Origin of the sequence: Oxalobacter aliiformigenes (genome assembly GCF_027116575.1) — a bacterium.
GTDB lineage: Bacteria > Pseudomonadota > Gammaproteobacteria > Burkholderiales > Burkholderiaceae_D > Oxalobacter > Oxalobacter aliiformigenes.
Genome location: NZ_CP098252.1, coordinates 1,888,948 through 1,903,860, shown reverse-complemented (window position 1 = coordinate 1,903,860; position 14,913 = coordinate 1,888,948). Strand labels below are relative to the sequence as shown.

General features: G+C 50.8%; 6 protein-coding genes. All 6 read right to left on the bottom strand.

Annotated elements, in window-relative coordinates; genetic code table 11:
• Window positions 1-11 precede the first annotated feature (11 nt).
• Window positions 12-1,547, bottom strand: coding sequence for a lysine--tRNA ligase (gene lysS, locus NB647_RS08775; RefSeq protein ID WP_269283068.1), 1,536 nt, complete (start codon window positions 1,545-1,547; stop codon window positions 12-14).
• A gap of 45 nt (window positions 1,548-1,592) precedes the next feature.
• Window positions 1,593-2,697 (bottom strand): peptide chain release factor 2 gene (gene prfB, locus NB647_RS08770; protein ID WP_269283066.1). Its coding sequence is split into 2 segments (ribosomal slippage): window positions 1,593-2,615 and window positions 2,617-2,697, totalling 1,104 coding nucleotides; the frame shifts between segments, so codons are not numbered across the junction.
• Window positions 2,698-2,832: 135 nt separating this feature from the next.
• Entirely contained in the window at window positions 2,833-3,753 is a 921-nt protein-coding gene (locus tag NB647_RS08765) for an AEC family transporter (protein ID WP_269283064.1), read from the bottom strand.
• 60 nt (window positions 3,754-3,813) lie between these two features.
• Window positions 3,814-4,581 carry an exodeoxyribonuclease III gene (gene xth, locus NB647_RS08760; RefSeq protein WP_269283062.1) on the bottom strand — a complete coding sequence of 256 codons (768 nt, stop codon included), beginning with the start codon at window positions 4,579-4,581 and terminating at the stop codon, window positions 3,814-3,816.
• A gap of 25 nt (window positions 4,582-4,606) precedes the next feature.
• Complete coding sequence (locus NB647_RS08755) at window positions 4,607-5,554, bottom strand: YeiH family protein (protein WP_269283060.1); 948 nt, start codon at window positions 5,552-5,554, stop codon at window positions 4,607-4,609.
• Window positions 5,555-5,828: 274 nt separating this feature from the next.
• Entirely contained in the window at window positions 5,829-14,618 is an 8,790-nt protein-coding gene (locus NB647_RS08750) for a GH36-type glycosyl hydrolase domain-containing protein (protein ID WP_269283058.1), read from the bottom strand.
• Window positions 14,619-14,913 lie beyond the last annotated feature (295 nt).

Here is a 14,913-nt window from a genome sequence, read left to right as displayed (position 1 = left end):
GGAATGTTTTTTCATTCTTCGCGGCGCATGTGCGGGAAAAGAATCACGTCACGGATATTGGGCGAGTCGGTCAGCAGCATGACCAGACGATCGATGCCGATACCGCAGCCACCTGCCGGAGGCATGCCGTATTCCAGGGCACGGATATAATCCGAGTCGTAATACATGGCTTCCTCATCGCCGGCATCCTTGGCTTCAACCTGTTTCATGAAACGGGCCGACTGGTCTTCCGGATCGTTGAGTTCGGAAAAACCGTTGGCGATTTCACGTCCTACCATGAAAAGTTCGAACCGTTCGGTGATATCCGGCCGTGTATCGGATGCGCGGGCCAGTGGCGAGACTTCAACCGGATAATCGATAATGTAGGTCGGTTCCCACAGTTTGGCTTCGGCGGTTTCCTCGAACAGGGCGAGCTGCATGGCGCCGATACCTGAGGTCGGCAGCAGTTCGACACCGAATTTCTTCAGTTCGGCTTTCATGAATTCCGCATCGTTCAGTTGTTCACGGGTATATTGGGGCGCGTATTTTGAAATGGCTTCCAGTATGGTCAATCGGTGGAACGGTTTTGAAAAATCCAGTTCGCGTCCCTGATAGGTGATGACCGGTGTACCGTAAGTATCGATAACGGCCTGCCGGATAACGGTTTCGGTAAAATCCATCAACCATTTGTAGTCGGCATAGGCGGCATAGAATTCCATCATCGTGAATTCCGGATTGTGTCTTGGCGAGACGCCCTCGTTGCGGAAGTTGCGATTCAGTTCGAAAACCCTGTCGAATCCACCTACCAGAAGACGTTTCAGGTACAGTTCCGGTGCGATGCGCATGAACATTTGCATATCCAGCGCATTGTGATAAGTGATGAACGGTTTGGCTGCCGCACCTCCGGGAATAGGATGCAGCATGGGAGTTTCCACTTCCATGAATCCGTTTTCTCCCATAAAACGGCGAATCGACGCAATAGCGGCTGTACGGGCCTTGAATGTGCGACGTGTTTCGTCGTTCATGATCAGATCGACATAGCGCTGGCGATATTTGATTTCCTGATCGGACAGACCGTGAAATTTGTCAGGAAGAGGGCGTATCGATTTGGTGATCAGACGCAGGGATGTGACACGGATCGTCAGTTCACCGGTTTTTGTCTTGAAAAGCGTTCCTTCCGCACCGAGGATATCGCCGATGTCGTAACGTTTGAACGCATCGTGTGCTTCCTTGCCGATGGTATCGTTTGAAATGAAAAGCTGGATGCGGCCGTCTGCACGAGGACCTGACGCATCCATCAAAGTGGCGAAAGATGCTTTTCCCATCACCCGCTTCAGCATCATGCGCCCGGCCACACAAACGTGGACAGCTGCCGGTTCCAGTGTTTCGTTACTCTGATCGTCATATTGTTCGTGGAGACTGGCGGCTTTGTGCGTGGGATGGAAATCGTTGGGATAAGCGATGCCTTCCTGACGTAAGGCGGCAAGTTTGGCGCGACGTTCCGCCATAATGGAATTTTCATCCTGAAGTGGCGTCGCCGGTTCGTTTTTTCTGGTTTGCGTGGTCATGATGCAGTGTGAATTCAGTATAGGGATAAACGGTCTGTCATATTTTTATACGCCCTGTTTAAGCGATTCGGTGATGAAATCATCCAGGTCGCCATCGAGAACAGCCTTGGTGTTGCCGGTTTCGTGATTGGTACGCAAATCCTTGATACGCGAGGAATCGAGTACGTATGAGCGGATCTGGTGTCCCCAACCGACATCGGTTTTTGAATCTTCCAGTTTTTGCTGTTCCGCCATGCGTTTGCGCAATTCCAGTTCATACAAACGGGATTTGAGCATTTCCCATGCATCGGCACGGTTGCGATGCTGGCTCCGGTCATTCTGGCACTGGACGACGATGCCTGTCGGCATATGGGTCAACCTGACTGCCGAGTCTGTTTTGTTGATGTGCTGGCCACCGGCTCCGGATGCACGATAGGTATCGACCCGTACATCAGCCGGATTGATATCGATCTCGATGGAATCGTCTACTTCGGGATAGACAAAAAGACTGCAAAAAGACGTGTGGCGACCGTTTGCCGAGTCAAATGGCGATTTCCTGACCAGCCTGTGAACACCGGTTTCGGTGCGCAGATATCCGTAGGCATAATCGCCTTCGACCTTGATGGTGGCTGTCTTGATTCCAGCGATTTCTCCGTCGGACTGTTCCAGAATCGTCGTATTGAATCCTTTGCGTTCGCAATAGCGCAGATACTGGCGGAGAATCATGGATGCCCAGTCCTGGGCTTCGGTACCGCCTGCGCCCGCCTGGATGTCAATGAAGCAGTTGCATGGGTCCATCGGATTGGAAAACATTCTGCGGAATTCCAGTTTCTCGATCTGGCCCTGCAGTTCCAGTACATCGGCTTCGACCGCTTTCAGGGTTTCGTCATCCTGTTCTTCTTTTGCCATATCGAACAATTCGCTGGCATCCGTTAAGGCAGATCGGATGTGATTCAATGAAAGGACGACGTTTTCAAGCGATTTTTTTTCCTTGCCGAGTTCCTGCGCTTTTTTGGGATCGTTCCAGACATCGGGGTCTTCCAGTTCGGCATTTACCTGCTCAAGTTTGTCGGACTTGGCAGCGAAGTCAAAGATACCCCCGTAAGGCAGTCTCGCGATCGGAAAGGTCGGCGATACGGTGGGAAATTGAATTGATACGTTCTGCTTCCATAATGGCTTTTCTGGTTTATGACGTTGATACAAATATGAAATTATACCCCGAGGTATCGGGTGACGTCGCGATTTTGATGCGTTGGACAACATCGCGCATCGTAAAACTGTTTCAAAAAGATCCTTGCCGCTTTTTTCAGGATTTCATCAACAGGACCAGTCCGGTCATGATGGCCAGGGCGAACAGGATGGAAATGGAAAGAGTCAGGCTCGACAGGGCGCCGTCGCTCTGGCAACGTACCGTGTAAATCGGCGCGATAGATGAAACGGGGGCGAAAGCGACCACGGCGAGAACCTGCCGGATTTCCTGGGGAAAAGGCAGACAGAAATACAGCAGGAAGGAACAGATGGCGCCGAACAGGAGACGCAATCCGATGACTGAGCACATGGTCCGGTATTTGTCGGCACGTGTGCGGAACTCGAACATCATGCCGATGAGCAGCATGGCGATGAAGGAATTGGCATTTGCAAGCGGTTCAAGCAATATCATGATCGTATCGGGAACAGGGATATTGAAGATGACGACAAGCAGCATCAGCATGTAGGTGTCGAATGGAACCGAGCAGATAAATTTTTTCAGCAGGATGCCGACAGTCTGTCTTTCGCCAGAACTGGTCCGGAGAAGTGTCGATGTGAAGGCGAAGGAACCGCCGGTTACCATGAAAGCGTTACCGATATCGAAGAGACAGGCGACGATCATGCCGCCCGGACCGAAAAAGTTTTGTATGAAAGGTAATGAGAATGCACCGATATTGAAACCGGTGACATTGATCATGGAAAAGGCTCGTTTTTCGGTGGGGAGACGATGGCTGATCAGATAGACGATCAGCATGGGAATCAGGGCGCACAGGAAACCGAGCAGGACAACCAGCAGGAGAGATGTATCTCTCTGAAAATGGCCGAAAGCGTGAATGACCGTGGCGGGCAGTGTGATATTCAAAAGAATGAATGCCAGAATCCGGTGACAGGCAGGGTCTCTGAAAACCAGTTTTTTGAGACCGTATCCAAGAAAAATGATCAGGATGAAAGAAAATGCCTTGAGAAGAACGGCGCTCATGAAATACCTGCCGGGATTTTGGAATTTCCGTATTTTAACGCTTTCCGTTATTTGCGGAATTCAGAGATCGAGTTCGGCGATAACAGGAGTATGGTCTGAAGGCTGTTTCCATTTCCGGGGCTGGCGGTCGATAGTACAGGCTGAACACAGAGAGGCCAGTTTTCCGGAAAGCAAAATGTGATCCAGCCGCAATCCGCGATTGCGTGGAAAAGCCAGTTGCCGGTAATCCCACCAGCTGTAGGATTTTTCAGGTTGTTCAAAGAGACGGAAGGCATCGACGAGGCCGATATCGAGCAAGGCGCGAAAGGCGACACGCTCCAGTTCGGAAACAAGTACATTTCCAGCCCATGCAACCGGATCGTAAACATCCCGATCTTCCGGCGCGATGTTGTAATCTCCCAGGAGCGCGAGATACGGATATTTTTTCTTTTCTTCTTCCAGCCAGTTACGCAATGCCCTGAGCCATTCGATTTTGTACCGGTATTTGTCTGATCCGACCGACTGGCCGTTTGGAACATAGGCACAGACGATGCGTATTTTTCCGAATGTGGCTGCGACGATACGCTGCTGCTCGTCCGGAAAAAGCGGATTGTTCCTGACGATGTCGGATGCCGTTTCTTTTGCAAGAATGGCGACTCCGTTGTAAGTTTTCTGACCGGTAAAAACAGCCTGGTAACCGGCCGCTTCAATTTCCGTCAAGGGAAATTTCTCGTCTGTCAGTTTCGTTTCCTGCAGGCAGAGGATATCGACCGGATTGTCTTTTAACCACTGGAGAACCTGCAAAAGGCGAACTTTCAGTGAATTGACGTTCCAGGTTGCGATTTTCATGTTTTGCTCTCAAGGTACGGGTCAGTCAAAAAACGGTGATGACGATAAAACTCAGTATGCTGATGAATGCCCATAGTATCACGCCAAACAGAACGGATTTTATTCCGACCGTTTTGATGACTTTGAGAGACAGATCGGTACCGATCAGAAACAGGGTAATGGCGAATCCTTTTTTGGCAAGCCAGAGGATGTTTCCGGTAATGAATTCAGGCAGGGGCAGGAAAGTATTGACCAGCATGGCCAGCGTGAAAAACAGGATAAACCAGGGCTTGTAGATCTTGTCCGATTTCTGTTTGAAAAAAAATGATGTCACAATGGCGACAGGAATGATCCACAATGCTCTGGTGAGTTTGACGGTGGTGGCGATTTTGAGCGCTTCTTCCCCAAAGGCGGCGCTGGCTCCGACAACGGAGGAGACATCATGGATGGCAATCGCTGCCCATGTTCCGAACTGGTCTTGCGACAGGTTGAGTGTGTGGCCCAGTATGGGGAAAATAAAAAGAGCGATGGCATTCAGGATGAAAACCGTCCCGATGGAGACGGAAATTTCCGTATCTTTTGCCTTGACGATGGGGGCTACGGCCGCAATGGCACTTCCGCCACATATGGCGGTTCCGGCTGAAATCAGATAGGCAATCGTCTTTTCGAGTCTAAAAATCCTGCCCATCAGGATACCCAGCAAAAGAACGCCGAATACCGAAACAATCGTGAAAACAATGCCTTCTTTCCCTGCTTTCAGCGCTTCGAACAGGTTCATGCCGAAACCGAGTCCGACGACAGAAGCTTGCAACAGGTATTTCGATGTTTTCTTGCTGGTGTCAGGATAGGGATTGCGGAAAAAAAGGGCAAAAGCCAGTCCCATGAAAAGAGCGACCGGAATGGATATGTAAGGGGTGAGACAGGTCAGCAGGAGAACGAAAAAAAGGATTTTTTCTATAATACCGGCAGGTTTGACATTTGTTGGTTCATTCATGAGAAATAGGATCCTGTTTTTTACTCGGTAAACAGACTGTCGGCAATGATACATGCAAAATCCCGGAATTCATTTTCCGGAAAACGGATATGGAAATAAAAAATTTTGTCCATGTCTGTCAGAACGCTTTTTATGCGGAATCGGCCAGGCAAGGCCGCCGCTGTCCGGGTGATTCACCGAGACAGAAAAGGAACGTCCGGAATGGGGGCTGTTCCTTTCCGATCCTGGAAAATCGTTGTGGCTTATCGAAAGTTTTCCTGTTGCGGCGATTGTACTATTTTTTCGGGACAGTTCTGACCAGAACATGATGCTCTTTCATATCGTCTTCCAGTGGAATCCGTGCTTCAGGCTGGACGACATTGTCAAGCAGAACTTCCGTTCCGGTTCCGGCAGGCTGCTGTTCGATGATGATTTTGTAGGAAGTCGCCTTGTAACGGTAAAGTATCTCGACTGATGTCCAGTCAGGAGGAAGACATGGAACGAAGTCAAGATGGCCTTTTTCCAGCCGGATGCCGAGCAGCGATTCCACAATCAGGCGATACATCCAGCCGGATGAACCGGTGTACCAGGACCATCCTCCACGACCTGTGTGAGGAGAAACGGCGTATACGTCTGCCGCGACCACATAGGGTTCGACTTTGTACACGTCTCTTGTTTCCGGTGTCAGACTGTGGTTGACCGGATTGATCAGACGAAACAGTTCCCATGCCAGACCGGAATGCCCCATTTTGGCAAACGCCATGGCAGCCCAGATGGCGGCGTGTGTGTATTGTCCGCCGTTTTCCCTGACACCCGGTACGTATCCCTTGATATAGCCCGGATTGAGATCGGACTTGTCAAATGGCGGATCAAGCAGCTGGATAAGCATGTCGTCTCTTCGGACAAGGCGTTCATTCAGGGTTTGCATGGCTTGTACCGTACGTGTTGTTTCTCCGGCTCCGGAGAGAACGGACCAGCTTTGCGAAATGGAGTCGGTTGTGCATTCCGTGTTGGTCTGCGAACCGAGTGGCACGCCATTGTCGAAATAGGCACGGCGGTACCATTTTCCGTCCCATGCGTTCTGTTCGATATGCAGTTGCAGGACTTTGGCTTGCTGACGGCAGTTTTCCGCAAGGGGGGTATCGTTGCGGTCGGCGGCAATGACGGCAAATTCGTCAAGAACGGTATAAAGAAAAAACGCCAGCCAGACACTTTCCCCTTTTCCCCCGATACCGACCTTGTCCATGCCATCGTTCCAGTCTCCTGATCCCATCAGCGGCAATCCGTGGGTGCCGAACCGGAGACCATGCCGGATTGAACGGACACAATGTTCATAAACGGTACCCGTTTCCTGGGAATGTCGCGGCAGATCGTAATAGGATTCCTCGCCTTCAGGAACGGGACGTCCTTCGATGAAATGCCGGTTTTCGTCGAGAAGACCGGTATCTCCCGTTGTCGTGACGTAGCGGCAAACGGCCAGTGGCAACCACAGATAGTCATCCGAACAGCGTGTCCGAACACCGCGTCCTCCCGGAGGATGCCACCAGTGCTGGACATCGCCTTCAACGAACTGGTGTTCGCAGCAAAGGAGGATCTGGTTTCTCAGAAGCTGCGGTTCGGTGTGTACGACAGCCATCGCATCCTGCAGCTGATCGCGAAAACCGAATGCACCGCCGGATTGGTAATAGCCGCTTCGGGCCCAGAGACGGCAGGCGATGGTCTGGTACATCAGCCAGCCGTTTGCCAGCATGTCAAGCGAGGTATCCGGTGTTTTGACGCGAACGGCGGACAATGTCTTTTCCCAGTAACGGCGAACCTGATGCAGTACGAGCTCGGAGGCTTCGGCACTGCGGTAACGATGAATGTACTGGCTGGCGTCGGCACTTCTTCTGCCGGCAGTTCCGAGCATGAACCGGATTTCCTTTTCCTGGCCATTTGCCAGTGTGAAGGGAACATGGATTGCGCCACATGGATCATATCCGGCGCCGACACGGTTGGACAGATGGGTACGGCTCATGGCGGCCGGATTTTTCAGGGAATTGTTGCGGCCGATGAATTCTGTCCGGTTGCCGGTTACGGTACGGTTGGGAGTGTTGACTGTGAAAAAGGCAATCCGGTCCGCGAATTCGGTATTGTAGGGGTTTCGGGCAAAAAGAGCGCCACTGACGGGATCGATTTCAGTCACAATACTCATCTGGGTTTTTTCCCGCAATTCACCCATGACCCATTCGACGTAACCTGTCGCCGACAATGAACGGCTGGTTCCTGAGTCGTTTCTGATTTTCAGTACGGAGTATTTGATATTGTTGTCGAGTGCGACGTAAATCTGCAATTCCGAGTGAATGCCGTCTTCGGTATGTTCGAAAATACTGTAACCGAAACCGTGACGGCAGAGATAATCTCCCTGCCCGCGACAGGGCAAAGGTGTGGGAGACCAGTAATGGCCGGTTTCTTCGTCACGCAGATAAAATGTCTCCCCTCCCTGATCGGAAACCGGATCATTTTCCCACGGGGTGAGCCGGAATTCGTGTGCGTTGGTATCCCAGGTGTAGGACTGCCCGCTTTCGCTGACGATGGTTCCGAATGTGGCGTTTGCCAGAACGTTGACCCAGGGGGCGGGTGTCGAGACCTTTTCCGGAAGGTGAATGATGTATTCCTCGCCATTTTCGGAATAACCGCCTATCCCGTTATTCAACAGTTTGTTGTTGAAAACCGGTCGTGTCGCCTCTGGCAAGGGTACATAGGGACGGGTGGTATGTAATGGCAGCAATTTGCGCCTTTCTTTCCGTTCGCTTCGTTTGATCTGGAGTGCCAGCGGACCGTCCATGTCGGAAATGATGATCCGGGCGACGGAAGAAATCAGGATGCGGTCTTCCGGTGAAATCTGTTCGGCCAGTCTGACGAAAATGCCGCCGGGTTCGTTCAGTTGGTTGGCAAGATGAGTTGATGAAATCAATCCCATGATCTGTTCCTGCAATACCTGTCGGTATCCTGCAAAATCCTCGTTCCAGATGACCAGATCGACTTTCAGTCCTTTCATGTGCCAATAGGCATGGGCCTGCAGTATCTGTCGTACCAGATCGAGGTTTTCCTGTGCATGAATCTGGATCAGGACAATGGGCAGATCGCCGGAAATGGCATAACTCCAGAGACCCGACTGCCCCCGGCTGTTTCTGGACAAAACAGCGCTTTCGGCACGGTAGGCCGGATTCGGATAAATGATCGAGCCGGCCAGCCTTGCATATAATTGTGAGTCGGATTCATCGGCATTGAGCTGGTGGAGGAATGCCTGATTATGTGTCCAGGCCATTTCAAAGACACGGTCGGCCAGATACCGGTCGTCGTATTTGTCCATCAACCGCAGACATTGTTCACGGTCAGGTGTCATGCCTGCAACATAGTCGATAACAACGGATTCTTCCGGTTGCAGGACAAGCCGGCAGCGTATGACCGAAACCGGATCCAGCACGGAACCCTGGCTGCCTGAGAGAGGGGTTAGGCTTGTCAGTGCTTCGGGAGCGTCAGGAGTATTCATGCGTCCCAAAAACCGGAGCCGGTCGGTTTCATAAGACATGTCGGGATTTTCATGGTCATGGATGACCATCATACTGAAAGCGTATGGCGGTTTTTCATTGGTGAAACGGGGACGTCTGGTACTGATGACAGAATGGAATTCCGGGATGATTTCCGTCTGGACGAACAGTTTTGAAAATGCCGGATGGGAAAGATCGGCTACCGGCAGGGCAAGAACGGTTTCTGAATAGCTGGTCAATTCGACCGTACGGGATTTTCCGGAACGATTGGTGATTTTGTGACGGCGCAATTCAATATCATCTTCCGGGGAGACGACGACTTCGCAATGTGTCTCGATACCGTTGACAACCGATTTGTATTCAGCACGGCCTTCGGAGAAAACGGTTTCGTATTTTCCTTCGGCCCGTTTGACAGGTTGATAGGCCGTTGACCAGAAATCGCCGTTTTCGATATCCCGCAAATAAAAGAAAGTGCCCCAGTTGTCCCGTGTCGTGTCAGGTTTCCAGCGGGTCATGGCATAGTCCTTCCAGCGGCTGTAACCACCGCCGGACTGGGTGACCATGACGTGATAGGAACCGTTTGATAACAGTTGCACTTCAGGGATGCGCGTATCCGGAGAGGTGTAGATCCGGGTCGGCATTTCGGCAGGGATAGACGCCATCTGCGTTTTCGACAGATTGGGTGTCCGTTCATAGTAGGCGACCGTTTTGGGTATTCTTTCGTGCAGAAGAGGGAGTGTCGCCTGAAACCATGGATCTGCTGCAAAACGTTTTTGCATGGGTTGATCAAGCAGATACGATTCCAGTGCCAGAAAACCCATTCCTTGATGATGGGCCATATATGACTGGACAATGGCGTAATTCTGTCCACGTGTGAGGCGTGCCTGTGTGTAATCGATAGCTTCGAAAAGACCGTATTGTCCGTTGAAGCCTTTTTCATGGAGTTCCATGAGATTTTCACAGGAGATTTCCGGTTCCACCATCACAGCCAGCATCGTGGCATACGGGGCGATAACCAGATCGTCTGCAAGTCCGCGTTTCAATCCCAGTCCCGGTACACCAAAAGCACGATATTGGTAATTGAGTCGTGCATCGAAAGCATAATAGCCCGATTCGGAGATGCCCCATGGAACGCCTCGTTTTCTGCCGTAATTTCTCTGTTGCCGGACGGCAGCCTTGTGGGTCTGGTCGAGAAGCGTGTTTTCGAAACCCGGCATGACGAGATGCGGCATCAGGTATTCGAACATGGAACCGCTCCATGAAAGCAATATCGGATCACCACCGACGACTGTCATCATACGGCCCAGTGCAAACCAGTTTTCTTGCGGGATTTGTCCGAGTGCGATAGCGACGAAACTGGTCAGTCTGGCTTCGGAGGCAAGCAGGTCGTAATAACTGTTGTCGATCCGGCGATCGGTAATGTTATATCCGATTGAAAGCAGGTGGGTGGACTTGTCATACAGAAATGAAAAATCCATTTGCGAAAAATCATCGGCCTGCCGGATCAGTGCATTAAATGCATCAATTCTCTTGAGGGCTTCATGACTTGCCATCCTGATACGGGAATCCAGTTGATTCAGTAATTCCGTTTTTTGGGCATCTGCTGCCTTTTTCTTTTTTTCCAGGACGGGGAAAAGACGTTCCGGCAATTCGGAAAGCTGTTGCAGGGTCATGCTGATATTCAGCGCTTCTGCAAAATCCGGATCACTGTCCCAGTCCTGCAAAAGAATCCACGGCGTCAGGGAGGCCATTTCGTCGAGATGCTGTTTGCACTGGCTGAGCAGTGCATTGCTCCAGAAGCTGGTATGGGTCCGGGTATCCTTTGCCGCGATGGATACAAGATGTGCCAGTGCTTGCGTGAGACTTTCCAGCAAATCGTAACGGCTCAGAAGTGTGGGGGCTGCCAGTTTTTCATATTCATCCAGTTTCTTGTCGAGTTCTGCCATCTGGACAGGATAGTGCGCGCTGCCTTCTTCTTTGAGTAACTCGAATGTATCGCGGAGGCCTTCAGCCAGACGATCCGTCAGGGCAGGATGGTTCCTCTGCTCCGATAAACCGGATTTGAGCGTAATCAGATGTCCGGCCAGATTGCCGCTGTCAACTGAAGAAATATAAACCGGGTTCTGCAGGGGTTGCAGGGTTTGGGTATCGTACCAGTTATAGAAATGGCCGCGGTACCGTTCAAGCCTGTTCATCGAACCGAAAGTCTTGTTCAGGCGGGAAATCAGCTGGCTGGAAGGGATATAACCGAAGTCGTTGGCGGCCAGGCAGGAGAGAAGCGCCAGACCGATATTTGTCGGGGATGTACGGTGTGCGACAACGATTTCGGGTGCTTTCGACACGCTGTTGTCAAGTGGCAACTTCTCGTTCAGGGATGAAAAACGGGGCATTTGCTGAATGTTGTCGGGAGGCAGCCAATTGTCTTCGGCTCCGATATAGGCGTCGAAAAAGGACCAGATTTTCCGGGAAAGTTTTCGCAGAAAAAGTTTTTGTCTGTTCGACAGTTCCCTGGTTTCGGTTATGGATGGCTGGCTGATTTTCCAGGCGATAACGGGTGATAGCAGCCAGGCGAAAATAAACGGGCAGGCGAAAACGAACAGATCGGGCCGGATGGTGGAAACGGTAAGTGCAAGCATCAATGCATAGGCCGGCGCGAACCACATGTTCCGGAAATAGTCGCCGATCCCGGAATCTTTTCTGTCTGTCATGGCGGAAGGTATCCATTCCAGCAAATGACGTTTTGAAAAAAGGATGCGCCACAGTGTACGTGAAATGGCATCTGTTGAGTAACAGGCCTCATGCGGGATCAGGACAAGTGACAGCAATGCATTCAGGAAATGTCGGGATATGGAATGGGAAACAGTCGAAAAATGCTGTTTCAGGGAAATATCCGGTTGTTTTCTGATGAGATCCGTCAGCGATGCCAGGATGGGCGGCAAAAAGAAAATGGCGAGAATGAATACAATCCAGATTCGGGCATTGGCAAAAACAGTGATACTCGCAAAGAAAAGAAAGACTGTCGCCGGTGCGAAGAGACTCCGTCTCAGATTGTCGAAAAGCTTCCAGCGCGATAGCCACGAAAGAGGATTGCGTTGTTTTCCCGTTCTGTTTTCCGGTCGGACGTCCGGAACGAAAGCGAACAACCATTTCAGCAGCTGCCAGTCTCCTCTGATCCAGCGATGACGGCGTTTTACATCAGCCAGGTAACTCGAGGGATATTGTTCGTACAGTTGTCCATCGCTTAGCAGACCCGAACGGGCATAACAACCTTCCAGCAGATCATGGCTTAATATACTGTTTTCGGGAAGTCTTCCATTCAAGGTTGCATAGACGGCATCGACATCATAAATTCCTTTTCCGATAAACGAACCTTCACCGAAAATGTCCTGGTAAATATCGGAAACTGCGCGGGTATAAGGATCGATCCCTGCATCACCGCTGCACAGTTTTTCATACCAGGATGCATTGCCGGCAGGCAGACTGTTGGTGATCCGGGGCTGCAGGATACCGTAACCTTCGGTAATGCGGTCTTTCATGACATCGAATCTCGGTGCGTTCAAGGGATGTGCCATGGTTCCGACGAATTGTCTTGCGGAATCGCGCAATAACCGGGTATCGCTGTCCAAAGTGATGACATATCGGGTTTTTTCGAGATTTTCGATGTTGCCGATTCTGGTGGTGAAGTCGTTTTCGTCGCAGCCTTTCAGATAGCGGTTCAGTTCTTCCAGCTTTCCGCGCTTTCGTTCGTATCCGATCCATTTCCCGATTCCCGGATTCCAGTGTCGTGGGCGGCTCAATGCCAGAAACGGACCCGTGTTATCAGAAGCGTGTTTGCCGTTCAGTTCATTGATCAGATGGGTCAGATGGTTGATCAGAACGATATCGTCAGGTGTCGTTTCCGTCTCCGCGTCAGTCAGATCGGTGAGCAAGCAGAATCTCAGTCGTTTATCCCGGTTGGCGAGATAATGGACTTCCAGTGTACCGCACAGGTTTTCGACTTGTTCTACACTGATCAACATGGAAGGTACGACGACAAGCGTGTCGTATCCTTCGGGAATGCCTTTTGAAAAATCCATCTTGGGAAGCGGATTTGTCGCGCAGGGAAAGGCACTGAACCAGTTGGCGACGGCTACAGCAAGCTGACTGGAAACGATCAGGGCACACAGACCGGTCATCAATCCAAGCCAGACAGGGAGATTTTCGATTCCGGTGCCGAAGACCATGAGACCTGAAAGAATCAATGCGGGAATTGAAACGGATCCCAAATAAAGTGCGAAAGGAGAAAAGAAACCGGATTTCGTCCATTTTTCCAGACGGGTCTTTTTCATTTCGACTTTTTTTTCCAGTTCGGAGCGGCCTTTGTCAATCAGGTAGTAACCGACGTGCCGTGTCCGTCGGGATGACAGCGGGTCAGCAAAGGATTTTCGGGTAAGGTTGATGGCATGTTGTGCCACTTCCACTTCCGTGCAGGGACTTTTCTTCGCGATTTTTTCGATTTCATGGCGGTAGTGGTCACGGGAGATAAAATCCATTTTTGAATAGACCTGTGCCGGGTCGGTGCGGAGAATCTGTTCCACTTCGCTCAGTGACTCGACAAATTCGTGCCAGTCCGTGGCGCTCAGCAGACGGATACTGCCGATACTGTTACTGATCGATACCTGATCGGCAGCCTGCCGCTGGGTTTCCAGCATGACAAGTTGTTCGATTGTCATTCCGGTTTCGGATAACCGCTGGGATATCCACGTGAGCGGTAATGCAAGAATGGCTTTCTGGCTTTGCAGGCGCCGTGTCAGTTCGGCAACGAAAGCACTGACCATGGGAGGATTGGAGCGAGCCAGATCTGCCACCTGCAGGATCAGGTTACCCGGATCGTTTTCAGCCGTATCGATAAATTTCTGTACCCATACTTCTGCCAGTTCGTGATGGGTTCGGGATAGTGCCAGTCTGACAGATACGCGCCTGAGGTTTTCAATAAGCGCCAGACGCAGCATAATGGGGATGGCCCAAAGTTCTCCCAGTGTCAGAACGGATTCTTCCTGATATGAGGAAATGAAATGGGACAGGCTGTTTGCATCGATATGTCCGTCGCCATGGGAAACGACTTCGAGAGCCAGTGCATAAACGCGAGGCATACCGGCCATCGGTCCATTTGCCAGACGTGGCAATTCGCTACTGTAATGTTCCGGCAGGTGATTCTTGGCTGTCTGGATCTGTTCCTCGATGAGATAGAAATTGTCGAGAAGCCATTCCGCAGCGGGTGTTATTCGATTTTCGTTGCGGACAGCCGAGGCCAGAATATCGTATACTTTGCGGATGACGGATTCGTTGTCGGTCAATCTTGCAAGCAGGCGGTCTTTTTCCGCTTTGTCACTTAAGACATGTGTTCGTGCAAGATATTTCCCGTATTGCCCCATCTGGGTAATGCTGTACAGTTCCGAACGCAAGGGTTCTTCTTCCATATCGAAAACGCTCTTGGCGGCACTGCCTTGTTGATTCTGGAAGAAAAACAATGGTTGTCTGAACAAATTGAATAATTCGCTGATCGTCTTCAATTTTGAAAGCCTCAATGTGAATGTGGATGTATGCCTGATCAGGCATACGATCTCAATAAAAAGGCTTGCAAGGTTTATTGGAGATCAAGCAGATTTCTGAAATCAGCGAATTTTCCGGATTCACTTTTTTTGATTCAAAAACACAATAAATAAGGCTTGACAAAAAGGGGGAAAAAGGAAAAAGTAACAACACCGCAGGGATTTTCGGCATATCTTTCCTGTCCGGACTGGACAATTCCCGGAGTTATGTTTTACATTCCTGAAATTGTTTCCGGGCAGACAAGATCCCAAACAT

Coding starts and splice junctions, on each gene's coding strand:
- lysS (WP_269283068.1), bottom strand. CDS start 1,547: ATGACCACGCAAACCAGAAAAAACGAACCGGCGACGCCACTTCAGGAT.
- NB647_RS08765 (WP_269283064.1), bottom strand. CDS start 3,753: ATGAGCGCCGTTCTTCTCAAGGCATTTTCTTTCATCCTGATCATTTTT.
- xth (WP_269283062.1), bottom strand. CDS start 4,581: ATGAAAATCGCAACCTGGAACGTCAATTCACTGAAAGTTCGCCTTTTG.
- NB647_RS08755 (WP_269283060.1), bottom strand. CDS start 5,554: ATGAATGAACCAACAAATGTCAAACCTGCCGGTATTATAGAAAAAATC.